We start from the raw sequence: 15,299 nt of genomic DNA, 5'->3' as shown, positions 1-15,299 counted from the left end.
TGCGCTCAGTCGGAGGCGGGCAGCAGGACCGCCAGGTCGTCGGCGTGGATGACAGGACCCGAGGTGTACCCCAGGACGCCTTCGATGGCGTCGGAACGCAGGCCGCAGATGCGCTCGGCCTCGGCGGCGTCGTAGCGGGTCAGGCCGCGGCCGATCTCAGCCCCGCCTTCCAGGCGGATGCTGACGGCGTCGCCCTTGCCGAAGCGGCCCTCGATCCCGCGGACCCCGGCGGCCAGCAGGCTCTTGCCCCCCTGCAGGGCGCGGGCGGCCCCGTCGTCCACAAGGATGGTTCCAGAGGGCGACAGCGAGCCGGCGATCCAGGCCTTGTAGGCGGCCCCAGGCGTCACCGCCGGCGCGATGATCGTGGCCTTGGCGCCCTCCTCCACCGCGCCCAGGGGCGCGGGGCGGGAGCCCAGGGTGATCAGGGTGGCGCAGCCCGCGGACTGCGCGATGCGGGCGGCGGCCAGCTTGGTGGCCATGCCGCCGGTGCCGACGCCGGCCCCAGCATTGGCGCCGCCGGCCATGGCCTCGATCTCCGGCGTCAGCTGGGAGAGGCGCGGAATGTGGGTGGCGGCGGGGTCCCGCCGGGGGTCGGCGGTATAGAGGCCATCGATGTCCGACAGCAGCACCAGGGCGTCGGCGCCGATCATCTGGGCCACCCGGGCGGCCAGGCGGTCATTGTCGCCGTAGCGGATTTCTTCGGTGACGACGGTGTCGTTCTCATTGACCACCGGCACCACGCCCAGGTCCAGCAGGGTCTCCACCGTGGCCTTGGCGTTCAGCCAGCGGCGGCGGACCTCGGTATCGTCGCGGGTCAGCAGGATCTGGGCGGCCGACAGGCCGTGGGGCTCCAGGGCCTCTTCCCAGGCGCGCATCAGGGCCGACTGGCCGGCGGCGGCGGCGGCCTGCTTTTCCGGCAGGGTCAGGGCGCGGCGGTGGAGGCCCAGGCGTCGGCGCCCCAGAGCCACGGCGCCGGAGGACACGATCAGGGTCTGCTGCCCCCGCGCCTGTAGCCGGGCGATGTCGACGGCCAGGGCGTTCAGCCAGGCGCGGTCGGGCGTCCCGTCGGCGGCGACCAGCAGGGCAGAGCCGACCTTGACGACGATGCGACGGGCCTGGGTGAGCTCGCTCACGGCGCCCAGCCTTCGTCGGGACCGGCGGTGGCGGCCTTTTCCTCAGCCCGGCGCTCGCGCACCTGGCCCCAGGCGGCGCGCAGAACCTCGGTGACGCCCTCGCCGGACACCCCGGAGATCAGGCGGGGCTCAAGGCCGGCGGCTTCGGCCAGCTCTGCGGCCTTGGCGATGCGAGACTCATCGTCCAGGGCGTCGACCTTGTTCAGCGCCAGGATCTCGCGCTTGTCCTCCAGGCCCTCGCCATAGGCGGCCAGTTCCTGGCGGATGGTGCGATAGGCCTCGGCCACATCGTCCTGGGTGGCGTCCACCAGGTGGATGAGGACGGCGGTGCGCTCCACATGGCCCAGGAACCGGGTGCCGAGGCCCGCGCCCTCCGAAGCGCCCTCGATCAGGCCGGGGATATCGGCGATGACGAAGCGCTCATTGGTGGACAGGTCCACCACCCCGAGATTGGGGGCCAGCGTGGTGAAGGGATAGTCGGCGATCTTCGGCTTGGCCGCCGAGACCGCCGCCAGGAAGGTGGACTTGCCGGCGTTGGGCAGGCCAACCAGGCCCACATCGGCGATCAGCTTCAGCCGCAGCCAGATCCAGCGCTCCTCGCCATCCTGGCCGGGATTGGCGTGCCGCGGCGCCTGGTTGATCGGCCCCTTGAACCGGTCATTGCCCCAGCCGCCATTGCCGCCCTTGAGCAGCAGCAGGCGCTGGCCGGCATGGTCCATGTCGGCGATCAGGGTCTCCTTGTCCTCATCCAGCACCTGGGTGCCGACGGGAACCTTGAGCACCACGTCGGCGCCGGCGTGGCCGTGGCGGTTGCGCCCCATGCCGTGCTCGCCGGTCTCGGCCTTGAAGTGCTGCTGGTAGCGGTAGTCGATCAGGGTGTTGAGGCCGTCCACAGCCTCGATCCAGACATCGCCACCGCGGCCGCCGTCGCCGCCGTCTGGGCCGCCATACTCGATGTACTTCTCCCGCCGGAACGACACCGCCCCGCCGCCGCCATTGCCCGAGCGGATATAGATCTTGCACTGGTCGAGAAATTTCATCGGCGTTCCAGGTGGCCCGTCCCGCCGGCGAGGGCCAGCAGAACGGGTCCGATATCATAGAGTGGGATGAGCTAGGCGAGCCAGACCATCATGCGGGTGGCCGCGGCTTCGCCGCGCGCCAGGGAATGACGAGGCACGACCTCGCCGGTGTAGAGGAAGCCGGTCTTGCACAGCACCTGGCCCGAGGCCGGGTTGTCGGCGAAGTGACCGGCCACCAGATAGCGCCGCCGCCAGCCTTCGCCAGCCCAAGCCAGGGCCCCGCCGGCGGCTTCGGTGGCCAGGCCCTGACCCCAGTAGGGACGACCCAGCCAGTAGCCCAGCTCGACCCGCCCCCCGTCATCGGGATGAAAGCCGAGCATGCCCACCAAGCCTTCGTCCCCATGCTCCAGGGCGAAGATGTGCTCCCGGGCCATGTCGCGGCGCTCGCAGGCCTGAAGAAAGGCCTCAGCGTCCGACAGGCCATAGGGGTGGGGCATCCGCGTAGTCATCCGCGCCACGCCGGGATCATTGGCCAGGTCGGCGATGCGCGGCGCGTCCTCAGGCTTGGGCGCGCGCAACCGCAGCCGGGCGGTTGAAATGACGGGCGGTCCGTCGGAAATGCTCATCTGATCCTCCCGGCCCCTCTGCGGAGGCCCTCGGAAAACGAAAACGGGGAGTCCGGCGGCCGGACTCCCCGTTTGGAGTTTTCCTGTCCGGTTCGCCTCGGGTCGGTGAGAGGCGGAACCGGTGAAAGGAGGTTCCGCTACTCGCCGGCGGCCATCTCCGCCTGAACCACCGTCACATAGGTGCGGTCGTCACGCTTGGTGATGAACTTCACCGCGCCGGTGGAAAGGGCGAAGAGGGTATGGTCGCGACCAATGCCCACATTCGCGCCCGGATAATACTTGGTGCCGCGCTGGCGCACGATGATGTTGCCGGCGAGCACAGCTTCGCCGCCAAACTTCTTTACGCCGAGACGGCGGCCCGCGGAGTCGCGACCGTTACGCGAAGAACCGCCAGATTTCTTGTGAGCCATGGTGCTCTCCTAAACCGTGGAACGCCTATTCGGCGTCCGATTCCTTCTTGGCGGCGGCCTTCTTGGGCGCAGCCTTCGTTTCGCCAGCTTCAGCCTTGGGGGCCGCGGCCTTCTTCGGGGCGGCCTTGGGCTTGGCTTCCGCCTTGGGGCCCTCGGCCTCGGCGTCCACCGGAGCGGCGTCGGCCTTCTTCGGCGCAGCCTTGGCGGGCTTGTCTTCGACCTCGACACGGGGCGCGAGGCCACGAGCGCGGGCGTCGAGGACCGCCTTGGTGGTCAGGTCGACTTCACCGTCCCACTTGTCGGTCTTGCCGACGCCGGCGATCGAGGTCACGCGCAGCACGCTTTCGAGCTGGCGATGACCGCGGGTCCGACGATAGCCCTGACGGCGGATCTTCTTGAAGATCTTCACCTTCTCGCCCTTGCGGGTTTCGATCAGGGTGGCCGAGACGCTGGCGCCGTCCACAATGGGCGCGCCCAAGGTCACGGTGTCACCGTCGCCCAGCATCAGGACGTCGCCGAACGCGACATCGGCGCCCGGTTCGCCATCCAGCTTTTCAACCACAAGCAGATCGCCAGGTTGGACCCGGTACTGTTTGCCGCCGGTCTTGATCACCGCGTACATGGTTCGCGCCTTGGACTATATGCAAAAAGGATTACGCCCGCGATAGCCTGCGGGCGAGAGCCGCGGACTTATACAGACGCAGACTTGCGAGTCAACGCGGCCAGGGGGGATTCTGCCTCCTCATCCCGAGGGGCTTGGCGAACCTCGACCGTCAGATGGCTGAGGCCCGCCAGGCCGGCGAGCTGGTCGCGGAAGGTGTGCGCCGAGCGGCCCTGCGGATCGGCCACCACGGCGATGGCGGCATGGTGGCCTGGCCCCAGGCGCCACAGATGGAGGTCGATCACCCGGGCCTCCAGGGCCTCGAGCCGGCTGCGGACCTCGGCGGTCAGGCGGGGATCCGGGGTCATGTCGAGCAGGACTGCGCCGGAGCGCCGTCCCAGGCCCCAGGCGAAACGCCCCACCAGCACAGCGCCCAGCAACCCGGCCAGGGGATCGGCCCAGGTCCAGCCCAGATGCTCGCCGGCGAGCAGGCCGCCGATCGCCAGCACCGACACGATCACGTCGGCGGCCAGATGCAGGTGGGCGGCGCGGAGATTGACGTCGTCGTCGTCCCCTGGCGCGGGTCGGGCGTTCACCGGCCGCAGCAGCCACATGCAGACGAAGTTGACGGCCAGCACGGCGAAGGCGAGCTGCGTGGCCTCATGATAGTGGGTCGCCTCGCCGCCGCCGAAGTGGGCCAGGCTTTCCCCGGCCAGCAGCAGGGCGGTGAAGCCCAGGGCCACGGCGTTGGCGAAGGCGGCGAGATAGCCGATCTTGCCGGCCCCGAAGCTGAACCTGCGATCGGCGGCGTAGCGCCGGGCCAGGAGATAGGCCAGGCCCGCCACGCCCAGAGCCGCCACATGGGCGGCCATATGGACGCCCCCGGCCACCAGGGCCATGGAGTTGAAGGCCAGTCCCCCGACCAACTGGCCCACCAGGGTCAGGGCGCAGATGGCCGCCGCAGCCCAGACGCGGCGCTCGTTGCGCGCATGGTCGGCGCCCAGATAGACCCGGTCGGCGCGGAAGCCGTCCAGGGGGCTCGCGCCCGGCGGGGGGACGTCGGACACGGGGGCAGGCCCTGTATGATCGTCCTGAGACACGGGCGGCCCTCCGGAGGCGCCCAGGTCGGGCGGGCGAATGTTATTCTATAACATGACGGGGGCGGTCAAGGGTGATCAGAAGGACATCCCTTCGCCTGGCCTGTTCCCTCGGGCCGTCGCAGTGACTAAATGGCGACCATGACCGACAAGATTCCCGTGACCGTCCTTACCGGCTATCTCGGCGCCGGCAAGACCACCCTGCTCAACCGCATCCTCAGCGAGGACCATGGCAAGCGCTACGCTGTCATCGTCAACGAGTTCGGCGAGGTGGGCATCGACAACGAGCTGATCGTCGGCGCCGACGAAGAAGTCTTTGAGATGAACAACGGCTGTGTCTGCTGCACCGTGCGCGGCGACCTGATCCGGGTGCTCTCAGGGCTCATGAAGCGCAAGGGCAAGTTCGACGCGATCATCGTCGAGACCACGGGCCTGGCCGATCCGGGACCGGTGGCCCAGACCTTCTTCGTGGACGACGATGTGCGGGCCAAGGCCCAGCTGGACTCGGTGACCACGGTGGTGGACGCCAAGCATCTGCCCCTGCGCCTGGCCGACAGTCCTGAGGCGGTGGAGCAGATCGCGTTCGCCGACCAGATCATCCTGAACAAGACCGATCTGGTGACCCCGGCCGAGCTGGCGGCGGTCGAGGCGCAGATCAGGCGGATCAACCCGCTGGCGCCGATCCATCGGGCGCAGCGGTCCAATGTGCCGCTGGAGGCGGTGCTGGGCCGGGGCGGCTTCGACCTGGAGCGCATCACCGGCCTCGATCCGGAATTCCTCAATCCCGGCCATGGCGAACCCGGCCATGTGCATGACGAGTCCTGCGATCATGATCACGATCATGATCACCATGATGGCCATGATCACCACGACCACAGCCACCATGATCATGCCGCCCATGACCATGTGGCCGAGGCGGGCATCCGCGGCGTGTCGCTGACCCTGGACAAGCCGCTGAACGGAACCCGGGTCACCAACTGGCTGAATGAGCTGCTGCAGGACCAGGGCCCCGACATCCTGCGGGCCAAGGGCATTCTCGACGTCTCTGGCGAGGATCGCCGCCTGGTCTTTCAGGCCGTTCACATGATCCTGGAGGGCGATTTCCAGCGGGACTGGCGGGCCGACGAGCCGCGGTTCAGTCGCATGGTGTTCATCGGCCGCAATCTGGATGAGGCCAAGCTGAAGGCCGGCTTCGAGGCCTGCGCGGCCTGATTGGCGCAACGCCTTTGCGGACATGAAAACGCCCGCCGGTGATCCGGCGGGCGTTCGCATATCGGTCGATCCGGGAGCGGCGATCAGATCGCCGCAGGGATCAGAAAAGGTCTTAGATCAGGACAGTTCTTCGTTGATCAGGGCGACCAGGAAGTAGCCATCGGTCTGCAGCTGGTTCATCACCGACATGAACTCACCGTAGCGCACGGTGCGATCGGCGCGGACATAGACGCGCTCCTCGGTGGGAACCGGCACGTCCAGTTCCGAGGCCAGGTCGGCGGCCAGGGTCGCCAGGGTGGTCGGACGCTCGCCGATGAACAGGACGCCACCTTCCTGCACATTGATCAGGGTGGGCTCTTCGACCACCGTGCCGGGCGGCGGCGGGATGGCGGGCGGCAGGTCGAGCTTGATCGACACCGTCGCGGCCGGAATGGCCACCATGAAGATGATCAGGAGCACCAGCATCACGTCCACGAAGGGCGTGACGTTGATGTCGCTGTTCTGGCCGAGGTCGAACTTGGAGCCGCCCCCGCCACTCAGCTTCGCCGCCATATGCAATTCCTTCCCATAGGGTCGCGTAGGCCCGCGACCGTCCGTTTCGCCTCGACCATTCGCCTGTCGAACCGCGATTGTAAAGTGGCTAGGGGCGGGGAATCCGGCGCCAGGGGTGCGATTGGGGCGCAAGGCGCCGCAACTGGCGTCGCCTTGCGCCTGGAATCCTTGCAGCGCCCTCTGGGCAAGACCGGCGTTCGCCGTCTATTCAGCGCCATGCCCTATGTTTTCGACGCCTACGTCACCTCAGCCCTGTTCACCAAGTCCGGCCAAGGGGTCTTCGCCCTGGGGGACGGAAGTATCCGATTCGACACCGGAGAGGTGATCGAGGCCCATGACGGCGCGGTTCTGTCGGCGTGTCTGCATCCGTCCGGAGACGGCGTCCTCACCGGCGGCGATGACGGCCGGGTGGTGTGGTCGAGACCTGCAGGCGCCGAGGAGATCGCGGCGATCCCCGGTCGCTGGATCGATGCGGTGGCCGCCAGCGCCGAGTCTGGCCTGATCGCCTTTTCGGCCGGCAAGACGGCGCATGTCCGCGATGTCGCCGCCCCGGACTTCGGCCGCGCCTTCGAGCACGAGAAATCGGTGGCGGGCCTGAGCTTCGATCCCAAGGGCCGGCGCCTGGCGGTGGCCACCTATGGGGGCGCCTGGCTGTGGTTCGCCCGCATCGCCGAACAGAAGCCCTTGGTGCTGGCCTGGGCCGGCAGCCATATTGCGCTCGCCTGGAGCCCGGACGGCAAGTTCCTGATGTCGTCGATGCAGGAGAACCAGCTGCATGGCTGGCGGGTGGCCGACGAGAAGAACATGCGCATGGGCGGCTATCCGGCCAAGGTGAAGAGCCTGGTCTTCATGGCCAAGGGGCAGATGCTGGCCACGTCCGGGGCGCAAGGGGTGGTGATCTGGCCCTTCGGCGGCTCGGCCGGCCCCATGGGCAAGCAGGCCGCGGAGGTCGGCTTCGACGCTTCCACCCTGGTCGCCCGGGTCGCAGCCCAGCCCGGCGGCCAGCGGGTTGCTGCGGGCCTGGAGGACGGCCGCGTCTGGATCTGCGACCTCAACGGCCAGAAGATCGAGATGCTGAAGGCCGAGAAGGGGTCGCCGATCACGGCGCTGGCCATCTCACCCGACGGCAAGCGCGTGGCCTGGGGCGACGAGGACGGCGCGGCGGGCATCGCCGAAGCGCCGTAGGCGCCGGTTTTTTACCACGAAGGACACAAAGCTCACGAAGGTCTCCCCCGCGCGGGCGCCATCGTGGGCTTCGTGAGCTTTGTGGTGATCTCTATCGCGCTGCGCGCGGGATCTAAGCGTCGTCGAAGCCGTGCATTTCGCCCCAGACCTCGAAGGGGTCGCGGCGGGTGCGCAGGGTGTTGATGGCCGCCTCGGGATCGCGATAGCCCAGCGCCATGCCCGAGAAGATCATGTGATCCTCCGGCAGGTTCAGGACCTCGGCCAGGGTCTGGGGATAGCGGGCCCAGTATTCCTGGGCGCAGGTGTCCAGCCCGCGCTCGACCGCCAGCAGCATGAGGGTCTGCATCAGCATGCCGACATCGGACCACTGCGGCGGCCCGACCTTGCGATCGAGGCTGAAGAACAGGCCCACCGGCGCGCCGAATAGCTCGCCGTTCTTGGCCAGCTGGGCCAGACGGGCGGCCTTGTCCTCCCGCGGTATGCCGATCGTCGCATAGAGGTCCTCGCCGCACTGGAAGCGCCGTGTCCGCAGGGGCTCCCACAGGTTGGGCGGATAGACATCGTATTCCGGGGTTTCCCCGAACGGATTAGCCCGCACCTTTTCCTTCAGCGCCTCCAGCGGCGCGCCGGTCAGGGCGTGAACCCGCCAGGGCTGCAGGTTGCCGCCGGACGGCGCCCGGGCGGCGGCCTCCAGGATCTCCCGCACGAGGGCGCCGGGGACGGGGTCTGGGCGAAAGGCGCGAACCGAAATCCGCTGGGCCACGGCCTGGCTGACATTCATGGGCCGGTCTCCTGCACGCATTGGACGCTTGCCGCGCCGTCTTCCCATCGTTAGCAGCCCTGCCTAGGGTCAAGGCAAGGATGGCTGAACTTGAGCGAGACCGACACGACCGCCCCAGACGCGACGCCTGAGCCCGAGGCCCCGGGAGAATCCGCGCCGCCGCGCCGGGGCCGGCTGGGCCGGATCGACCGCGGCCTGCTGGTCCTGGCCCTGATGATCGGCTTTGTCGGGCCGGTGCTGAGCGTGGCGGTCTATCGCTTCGTGCCGCCGCCGATCACCTTCCTGATGGTGCAGCGTCTCTTCGAAGGCCAGGGGTTCAGCCGCAGCTGGCGCGGCCTCGATGACATCTCCCCCCATCTGGTGCGCGCGGCGATCGCCGCGGAGGACGCCAATTTCTGCAGCCACCACGGCTTTGACCTTGAGGCTATCCGCAAGGCCCTGGCGCACAACGAGTCCTCCGACCGGGTGCGGGGCGGCTCCACCATCAGCCAGCAGACGGCCAAGAATATCTTCCTGTGGCCTAACCGCTCCTATGTCCGCAAAGGGCTGGAGGCCTATTTCACCGTCCTGATCGAGGTGATGTGGGGCAAGCCGCGGATCATGGAGGTCTATCTGAACTCCATCGAGTTCGGACCCGGCGTCTATGGCGCCCAGGCGGCTGCGCGAAAGAACTTCGGCGTCGACGCCAAGGATCTCAGCCCCCTCCAGGCCGCCCGCCTGGCCGCGATCCTGCCCAGCCCCCTGCGCTACAAGGCCGATACGCCCGGCCCCTATGTCCGTCGTCGCACGGGCCGCATCCAGGCCGCGGCCGGAACCGTCCGGCGGGACAACCTGGCCGCCTGCGTCCTGGGTTGACGAAACAAGGTCACGCCCCCAGACCTGCGGATTGATAAAACAATCTGCCCTGCAGGAGGCTCATATGCGCGTTGGCGTGCCCCGCGAGATCAAGCCGAACGAACATCGCGTGGGCCTGCCGCCCACGGCGGTGCGGGAATATATGGCGCACGGCCATCAGGTGATCGTCGAGACCGGGGCCGGCGAGGGCGCCGGCTATGCCGACCTGGACTATGAACGGGCCGGGGCAAAGGTGGTCGCCAACGCGGCCGCAGTCTTTGCCGACGCGCAACTGATCGTGAAGGTCAAGGAGCCGCAGGCGGTCGAATGGGCCAGGCTCACCGCCGACCACATCCTCTTCACCTATCTGCATCTGGCGCCAGATCCCACCCAGACCGAAGGGCTGCTGGCCTCGGGCTGCGCGGCCATCGCCTATGAGACGGTGACCGACCGCGCCGGCGGCCTGCCCCTGCTGGCGCCCATGTCGGAGGTGGCCGGCCGGATCGCGGTCTTCTCGGCTGGCGAGACCCTGCTCAAGCACAATGGCGGCATGGGGCTTCTGCTGTCGGGGGTGCCCGGCGTGCGGCCGGCGCGGATCTGCGTCCTCGGCGGCGGGGTGGTGGGCATGAACGCCGCGCGCATGGCCGCAGGGCTAGGCGCCGAGGTGGTGGTGCTGGAGCGCTCCATCCCCCGGATGCGGGAGCTGGACGACATGTTCCTGGGGCGCGTCCTCACCCGCTATTCCACCCTGGACGCGGTGGAGGAGGAGGTGCTGCGGGCCGATGTGGTGATCGGCGCCGTGCTGACCGCCGGAGCCGCGGCGCCCAAGCTGGTCCGGCGGGACCATCTGGCGCGCATGAAGCCGGGCTCGGTGCTGGTGGACGTCTCCATCGACCAGGGGGGCTGTTTCGAGACCTCCCGGCCCACCACCCATGCCGAACCCACCTATGTGGTGGATGGCGTGGTCCATTACTGCGTGGCCAACATGCCCGGCGCCGCCCCGCGCACCTCGTCAGAAGCGCTGGTGCACGCCACCCTGCCGTTCGGCCTGGCCCTGGCCGACCGTGGGCTGGACGCACTGGCCGACGACCCGCACCTGGCGCGGGGCCTGAATGTGCTGAAGGGCGAGCTGACCCATCCGGCGGTGGCGCAGGCGCTTGGCCGGGCCTCGGTTGATCCCTACGGCGTTTGGGGACGTTAGGCTCTGCGTCTTGAGGGCGCGCCGCCGGCTTGCCCGAGCCTGCCGACGGGGTTCATAAGGTGTTCGTTAACCATGTTCGCGCCAGAACCGGTCTTGGCCCGGTCTTTAGCGAGAGGTTCAGCGAGTCATGGCCATATTCTCCAAGCGGAGCCTGACCCCCGCCCCGGCTGCGGCCCCGGCGGGCGGCGGCGCAGGCGTGCTGAGCCAGATCCGCGCCGCCGTGGCCAATCCCTATGTCAGCGCGGCGGCCGCCGCCGGCCTCTTCATCCTCACCCTCTCAGCCCTGGTGCTGATCATCGGCGATCCCCGCGCGGGCGCCCCGGTGATCCGCCTGCCGCTGGCCCAGGCCGTGGTGGCCGCAGCCCCCCCCGGCTGGCGGGAGGCGCTCACCGCCGACGGCGCGGGGCCCGGGGTGACCGAAGAGGTTTTCGAGCTTTCCGAGACCCCTGTGGAAGACCCCGGCGTACTGGGGGAGGCCGTCATCACCCTGCCCGGCGCCCGGCCCGGTCGCCAGCGGCTGGCCCTGCCCGCCGCGCCCATCGCCGGCTTCACATCGCCAGGCCCCAATGGCCCCCTCCCCATCATCGGCCCCGGCGGCCGCACGCCGGCGGAGGCCTATGCCCGGCCCTTCCAGGCCAATGGCAAGCCCAAGGTCAGCCTGATCGTCGGCGGTCTGGGGCTCAATGGCGGCGCCACCCGCCAGGCCATCGAGCAACTGCCCGGCGAGATCACCCTGTCCTTCGTGCCCTATTCCGAAGGGCTCCAGGGCTGGATCGACCTGGCGCGGGAACACGGCCACGAGGTCCTGCTGGAAACCCCGATGGAGCCGGTGGACTATCCCGACAACGACCCCGGCCCCTACACCCTGCTGGCCAGTTCAGGCGCCACCGAGACCACGCGGCGCCTGGAGTGGCTGCTGTCTCGGGCCACCGGCTATTTCGGCCTGACCAATTATCTGGGCTCACGCTTCCTCAATTCCGACCCGGCCATGGCCGCCTTCACCACGGCTCTGAAGGCCCGGGGCTTGGCCTTTATCGATGACGGCCAGGCGGCGGGTCGCGGCCTGGGCGTGCCGCGGGCCTCGGCCGGCCGGATCATCGACGAGCAGCTCTCCGGCGAGGCCATCGACAAGCAGCTGTTGGCCCTGGAGGCCCAGGCCCTGCAGAACGGCCAGGCCCTGGGCTCGGGCTTCGCCTATCCCCTGACCATCGCCCAGGTGGCCGAATGGGCGCGGCAGGTCGAGGGCCGCGGCTATCAGCTGGCGCCGGCCTCGGCCCTGACGCGATGATGGGCGAGACCGATCTTTCGCCACATCTGGCGCCCTATCGGCCCAATGTTGGGGTGGTGCTGTTTCGTCCCGACGGCCGGGTCTGGCTTGGCCGCCGGGCCGGCGCGGCGGCGCCCAACAACTGGCAGTTCCCGCAAGGCGGCGTCGATCCGGACGAAGACCTGCAGACCGCCGCCCTGCGCGAGCTGGCCGAAGAGACGGGCGTCCGCACCGTCACCCTGCTGGGCCGCACCGACGGCTGGCTGACCTACGACTTTCCTCCGGAACACGGCGGCTCGCCCATCGGCCGGGCCTGGAAGGGTCAGCGGCAGGTCTGGTTCGCCCTGCGGTTCGATGGTCTGGAGCAGGAGATCGACCTCGGCGCCCATCCGCCGCCCGAATTCGACGCCTGGCGCTGGGCCTATCTGGATGAGGCTCCCAAGATCGTGGCGCCGTTCAAGCAGGCCATATACAGGCAGGTGGTCGCCGCCTTCAGCGTCTTCGCCGCCGGCTGAACCCCAGCCCGACCCAGAGCCTGATGCGATCAGACGGACGCGTCTGATCGTTGAATCAGGCTCTGAACTCTAAGTCTTGAGCGCGTTTCATCCAGTTCCCACCTGTCGGAACGCGCCCTAAGGAGCATTATGGTCGCCCCCATCATCATGGTGCATGGCGCCTTCTGCGGCGGCTGGACCTTCGAGACCTTCGCCGGGCCGTTTCGCGCAGCGGGCCACACGGTTCTGACGCCGGACCTGCGCGGCCATGGGGCCGGGGAACCTGGCCAGGCCGTGGTCGGGGTCTCCATGCTGGACTACGCCCGCGACATCGCCGCCTTGGCGGAGGCCCAACCTGAGCCGCCCGTCCTGATCGGCCACTCCATGGGGGGGCTCGTGTGCCTGATGGCCGCCCAGCGGGCGCCGGTCGCGGGGCTCGTTCTCCTGGCGCCCTCCCCGCCCTGGGGGGTGGCCGGCTGGTCGGTGGAAGAGGGCGTGACGGCGTTCGGCCTCCACCTGCTCGGCCCCTTCTGGAGCCAGGCCGTGGCCCCGGACCTCAACCTGATGCTGGGCTACAGCCTCGACAGGATGCCCGAGGGCGCACGCCGCCCGATCCTGGAGCGCCTGCGTCCCGAAAGCGGCCGGGCCCTGTGGGAGACCTTGAACTGGTGGCTCGACCCCATGATGACCACCAGCCTCGGCGCCTCGGGGGCCGGCGCCCCGGCCCTGGTCCTGGTGGGCGAGCGCGACGTGGTCCATCCGCCGGCCACCGCCCGCCAGACGGCGGCGCGGATCGGCGCAGAGGTTTCCATCCTGCCGGAGATGAGCCACTGGCTCCCCGGGGAGCCCGGCTGGGAGGGCGCGGCGGGTCAGGCGCTGGCCTGGATGAGCGCCCAGGCCAGGCAAGAGGCCTGAGGCCCCTCGCCGGTCAGATCCTCGGCTTTAGAACGTCCGTTCGCTGTAGAGCAGGGTCGCCTGATCGTAGCGGCGCTCCAGCGGGGAATCGTCGGGATTCTTGAGCTGGACGAACACCAGGCCGGTGGATTCCTGCTCGTTATAGTGTTCCCAGGCCATGGTGGTCCGCTTGACGTTGTCCGGGCCGACCGCGAAGTCGTTGCGCTGCAACTCAAGCCGAGGGTCCTGCAGGAAGGCCCAGATGTTCAGGGCCTCGATGATCGGCTGCTCGCCGCCGATCGCATAGTTGATCTGCACATTGCAGACATTGTCATTGGCGCCCTTGGGCAGAACGCTGATGATGTAGTTGCGGTCGCCGCCCATGCCCATCTGATAGCTGCCCGAGCGCCGATCACGGCGCATGCCCAGGTCCCCGGCGACCTCCTCCACCGTCTTGCCCTGCTGCACCATCGGCAGGCAGGCGCGGGTCAGGATCGACAGCACCGTAGCCCCATCGCCGGTGGTCGGCAGGGTGGGCTGTTCCAACGGCGCAGCGGCCGGCGGAGGCGCGGCGGGGGCGGCGGGGGCCGGCATGGTGGTGGACAGGGCGGTCGAAGGGGCGGCGGCGGGATCAGCGGCCGGCTCGACGCCTTCCTGAGCCATGGCGGGGCCGGCGAGGCCCGCGATCAGGATGAGGCTGGCGATGACGGTGCGCATGTGGAGTGTCCCCTGACTTGATGTGCTGGAACCGAAACCAGGTTCCGGGCGCCATCACACTAAAGCCGGAGCGTCGCCGCAACCCCTCTCACGCGCCTTTGACCCGTTCGGGCGCCTTGTGACCCGAGGTTGAGCCTCAGGCGGCGACGGGCGCGGCGTACTCGGCCAGGATCGTCAGCCCCGTGGCGCTGACGTCGGCGAACCCGCCCCTCACCTCGTAGAGGGTTTCCCGGCCGTCATTGCGCACGACGATCTGGCCTTCCCGCAGGGTGGCCATGAACGGCGCGTGGCCGGCCAGGACCCCGAAGTCGCCTTCGGTTCCTGGCGCGTCCACCTGGTCGACCAGGCCGGAATAGAGTTCCCGCTCCGGCGAGACGAGGGAGAAGTGCAGCTTGTCCGCCATGATCCTCAGGCTTCCGACGCGAGCTTCTCGGCCTTGGCCACCGCATCCTCGATGGTGCCGACATTGTAGAAGGCCGGCTCAGGCAGATGATCGTACTCGCCGTCGCAGAGCGCCTTGAACGAGCGGATGGTGTCTTCCAGGCTCACGAAGATGCCCGGCGTGTTGGTGAACTGCTCGGCCACGTGGAAGGGCTGCGAGAGGAAGCGCTGGATCTTGCGGGCGCGGGCCACGATCAGCTTGTCCTCTTCCGACAGCTCATCCATGCCCAGGATGGCGATGATGTCCTTCAGCGCCTTGTACTGCTGCAGGATTTCCTGGACGCGGCGGGCCACGGCGTAGTGCTCGTCGCCGATCACCAAGGGGTCCATGATCCGCGAGGTGGAGTCCAGCGGGTCCACGGCGGGGAAGATGGCCTGGGCGGCGATGTCGCGGCTCAGCACGGTGGTGGCGTCAAGGTGGGCGAAGGAGGTGGCCGGGGCCGGGTCGGTCAGGTCATCGGCGGGCACGTAGATGGCCTGGACCGAGGTGATCGAACCCTTGTTGGTCGAGGTGATCCGCTCCTGCAGGTTACCCATCTCGGTGGCCAGCGTCGGCTGATAGCCCACGGCCGAGGGGATACGGCCCAGCAGAGCCGACACTTCCGAACCCGCCTGGGTGAAGCGGAAGATGTTGTCGATGAAGAGCAGCACGTCCTGGCCCTGCTCGCGGAAGTACTCCGCCATCGTCAGGCCCGAGAGGGCGACGCGGAGGCGCGCGCCGGGCGGCTCGTTCATCTGGCCGTAGACGAGCGCGACCTTGTCGAGAACGCCCGACTCCTCCATCTCGAGATAGAGGTCGTTACCCTCGCGCGTGCGCTCTCCGACGCCTGCAAAC

The 15,299-nt window shown here is 68.9% G+C and carries 18 protein-coding genes; 7 read left to right on the top strand and 11 right to left on the bottom strand.

Annotated elements, in window-relative coordinates:
* Window positions 1–5: 5 nt before the first annotated feature.
* From proB to Q7S93_RS02765, 6 genes are all read right to left on the bottom strand, one after another.
* Window positions 6–1,133 carry a glutamate 5-kinase gene (proB, locus tag Q7S93_RS02790; RefSeq protein ID WP_304712054.1) on the bottom strand — a complete coding sequence of 376 codons (1,128 nt, stop codon included), beginning with the start codon at window positions 1,131–1,133 and terminating at the stop codon, window positions 6–8.
* Window positions 1,130–2,173 carry a GTPase ObgE gene (obgE, locus tag Q7S93_RS02785; protein ID WP_304712053.1) on the bottom strand — a complete coding sequence of 348 codons (1,044 nt, stop codon included), beginning with the start codon at window positions 2,171–2,173 and terminating at the stop codon, window positions 1,130–1,132. Before obgE ends, proB begins: the two co-directional genes overlap by 4 nt.
* Window positions 2,174–2,244: 71 nt before the next feature.
* Window positions 2,245–2,778: a GNAT family N-acetyltransferase gene (locus Q7S93_RS02780; RefSeq protein WP_304712052.1), complete on the bottom strand. Its 534-nt coding sequence runs from the start codon at window positions 2,776–2,778 to the stop codon at window positions 2,245–2,247.
* Between the two features lie 137 nt (window positions 2,779–2,915).
* Window positions 2,916–3,188, bottom strand: a complete 273-nt coding sequence (gene rpmA, locus Q7S93_RS02775) for a 50S ribosomal protein L27 (RefSeq protein ID WP_304712051.1) — start codon at window positions 3,186–3,188, stop codon at window positions 2,916–2,918.
* Between the two features lie 25 nt (window positions 3,189–3,213).
* A complete protein-coding gene (gene rplU / locus Q7S93_RS02770; protein WP_304712050.1) occupies window positions 3,214–3,810 on the bottom strand; it encodes a 50S ribosomal protein L21 in 597 nt (198 codons plus the stop codon).
* A gap of 68 nt (window positions 3,811–3,878) precedes the next feature.
* The gene (locus Q7S93_RS02765; RefSeq protein WP_304712049.1) at window positions 3,879–4,856 is read right to left on the bottom strand and encodes a cation diffusion facilitator family transporter; all 978 of its coding nucleotides are present in this window, start codon (window positions 4,854–4,856) and stop codon (window positions 3,879–3,881) included.
* A gap of 162 nt (window positions 4,857–5,018) precedes the next feature.
* On the opposite strand from Q7S93_RS02765, the gene Q7S93_RS02760 reads away from it, so the two are divergent.
* Window positions 5,019–6,098 (top strand): CobW family GTP-binding protein, encoded by a 1,080-nt coding sequence (locus Q7S93_RS02760; RefSeq protein ID WP_370652051.1) that lies wholly within the window; start codon window positions 5,019–5,021, stop codon window positions 6,096–6,098.
* A gap of 117 nt (window positions 6,099–6,215) precedes the next feature.
* Here the strand turns inward: Q7S93_RS02760 and Q7S93_RS02755 are convergent, their stop codons facing one another.
* Entirely contained in the window at window positions 6,216–6,650 is a 435-nt protein-coding gene (locus Q7S93_RS02755; RefSeq protein WP_304712047.1) for a biopolymer transporter ExbD, read from the bottom strand.
* 216 nt (window positions 6,651–6,866) lie between these two features.
* On the opposite strand from Q7S93_RS02755, the gene Q7S93_RS02750 reads away from it, so the two are divergent.
* Window positions 6,867–7,835 (top strand): WD40 repeat domain-containing protein, encoded by a 969-nt coding sequence (locus Q7S93_RS02750; protein ID WP_304712073.1) that lies wholly within the window; start codon window positions 6,867–6,869, stop codon window positions 7,833–7,835.
* Window positions 7,836–7,947: 112 nt separating this feature from the next.
* Here Q7S93_RS02750 and Q7S93_RS02745 read toward each other — a convergent pair whose 3' ends face one another.
* A complete protein-coding gene (locus Q7S93_RS02745) occupies window positions 7,948–8,616 on the bottom strand; it encodes a nitroreductase (RefSeq protein WP_304712046.1) in 669 nt (222 codons plus the stop codon).
* 174 nt (window positions 8,617–8,790) lie between these two features.
* On the opposite strand from Q7S93_RS02745, the gene mtgA reads away from it, so the two are divergent.
* The 5 genes from mtgA to Q7S93_RS02720 all read left to right on the top strand — a co-directional run bounded on the left by mtgA (window position 8,791) and on the right by Q7S93_RS02720 (window position 13,327).
* Window positions 8,791–9,471: a monofunctional biosynthetic peptidoglycan transglycosylase gene (gene mtgA / locus Q7S93_RS02740; protein ID WP_304712072.1), complete on the top strand. Its 681-nt coding sequence runs from the start codon at window positions 8,791–8,793 to the stop codon at window positions 9,469–9,471.
* 64 nt (window positions 9,472–9,535) lie between these two features.
* Window positions 9,536–10,651 carry an alanine dehydrogenase gene (gene ald, locus Q7S93_RS02735; RefSeq protein ID WP_304712045.1) on the top strand — a complete coding sequence of 372 codons (1,116 nt, stop codon included), beginning with the start codon at window positions 9,536–9,538 and terminating at the stop codon, window positions 10,649–10,651.
* A gap of 127 nt (window positions 10,652–10,778) precedes the next feature.
* Window positions 10,779–11,939 (top strand): divergent polysaccharide deacetylase family protein, encoded by a 1,161-nt coding sequence (locus tag Q7S93_RS02730; protein WP_304712044.1) that lies wholly within the window; start codon window positions 10,779–10,781, stop codon window positions 11,937–11,939.
* Window positions 11,939–12,433 carry an RNA pyrophosphohydrolase gene (locus tag Q7S93_RS02725; RefSeq protein WP_304712043.1) on the top strand — a complete coding sequence of 165 codons (495 nt, stop codon included), beginning with the start codon at window positions 11,939–11,941 and terminating at the stop codon, window positions 12,431–12,433. The genes Q7S93_RS02730 and Q7S93_RS02725 overlap by 1 nt, the downstream gene beginning before the upstream one ends.
* Before the next feature lie 129 nt (window positions 12,434–12,562).
* Entirely contained in the window at window positions 12,563–13,327 is a 765-nt protein-coding gene (locus tag Q7S93_RS02720; protein WP_304712042.1) for an alpha/beta fold hydrolase, read from the top strand.
* A gap of 27 nt (window positions 13,328–13,354) precedes the next feature.
* On the opposite strand, the gene Q7S93_RS02715 is transcribed toward Q7S93_RS02720, so the two are convergent.
* From Q7S93_RS02715 to atpD, 3 genes are all read right to left on the bottom strand, one after another.
* Entirely contained in the window at window positions 13,355–14,023 is a 669-nt protein-coding gene (locus tag Q7S93_RS02715) for a hypothetical protein (RefSeq protein WP_304712041.1), read from the bottom strand.
* A 136-nt stretch (window positions 14,024–14,159) separates the two neighbouring features.
* The gene (locus Q7S93_RS02710; protein ID WP_304712040.1) at window positions 14,160–14,426 is read right to left on the bottom strand and encodes an ATP synthase F1 subunit epsilon; all 267 of its coding nucleotides are present in this window, start codon (window positions 14,424–14,426) and stop codon (window positions 14,160–14,162) included.
* 5 nt (window positions 14,427–14,431) lie between these two features.
* Window positions 14,432–15,299, bottom strand: an 868-nt coding sequence (atpD, locus tag Q7S93_RS02705; RefSeq protein ID WP_304712038.1) for a F0F1 ATP synthase subunit beta, incomplete at its 5' end; no start/stop codon positions are given.

It is taken from the genome of Phenylobacterium sp., from assembly GCF_030646615.1.
Classification (GTDB): Bacteria; Pseudomonadota; Alphaproteobacteria; order Caulobacterales; family Caulobacteraceae; genus Phenylobacterium.
Note: the sequence above shows the minus strand (reverse complement) of the source record. Positions and strands in the feature narration are given on the sequence as shown.

Bases quoted from the DNA above. Each gene is read 5' to 3' on its own strand.
- obgE (WP_304712053.1), bottom strand. From the start codon at position 2,173: ATGAAATTTCTCGACCAGTGCAAGATCTATATCCGCTCGGGCAATGGC.
- Q7S93_RS02780 (WP_304712052.1), bottom strand. From the start codon at position 2,778: ATGAGCATTTCCGACGGACCGCCCGTCATTTCAACCGCCCGGCTGCGG.
- rpmA (WP_304712051.1), bottom strand. From the start codon at position 3,188: ATGGCTCACAAGAAATCTGGCGGTTCTTCGCGTAACGGTCGCGACTCC.
- rplU (WP_304712050.1), bottom strand. From the start codon at position 3,810: ATGTACGCGGTGATCAAGACCGGCGGCAAACAGTACCGGGTCCAACCT.
- Q7S93_RS02760 (WP_370652051.1), top strand. From the start codon at position 5,019: ATGGCGACCATGACCGACAAGATTCCCGTGACCGTCCTTACCGGCTAT.
- Q7S93_RS02755 (WP_304712047.1), bottom strand. From the start codon at position 6,650: ATGGCGGCGAAGCTGAGTGGCGGGGGCGGCTCCAAGTTCGACCTCGGC.
- Q7S93_RS02750 (WP_304712073.1), top strand. From the start codon at position 6,867: ATGCCCTATGTTTTCGACGCCTACGTCACCTCAGCCCTGTTCACCAAG.
- Q7S93_RS02745 (WP_304712046.1), bottom strand. From the start codon at position 8,616: ATGAATGTCAGCCAGGCCGTGGCCCAGCGGATTTCGGTTCGCGCCTTT.
- ald (WP_304712045.1), top strand. From the start codon at position 9,536: ATGCGCGTTGGCGTGCCCCGCGAGATCAAGCCGAACGAACATCGCGTG.
- Q7S93_RS02730 (WP_304712044.1), top strand. From the start codon at position 10,779: ATGGCCATATTCTCCAAGCGGAGCCTGACCCCCGCCCCGGCTGCGGCC.
- Q7S93_RS02725 (WP_304712043.1), top strand. From the start codon at position 11,939: ATGGGCGAGACCGATCTTTCGCCACATCTGGCGCCCTATCGGCCCAAT.
- Q7S93_RS02720 (WP_304712042.1), top strand. From the start codon at position 12,563: ATGGTCGCCCCCATCATCATGGTGCATGGCGCCTTCTGCGGCGGCTGG.
- Q7S93_RS02715 (WP_304712041.1), bottom strand. From the start codon at position 14,023: ATGCGCACCGTCATCGCCAGCCTCATCCTGATCGCGGGCCTCGCCGGC.
- Q7S93_RS02710 (WP_304712040.1), bottom strand. From the start codon at position 14,426: ATGGCGGACAAGCTGCACTTCTCCCTCGTCTCGCCGGAGCGGGAACTC.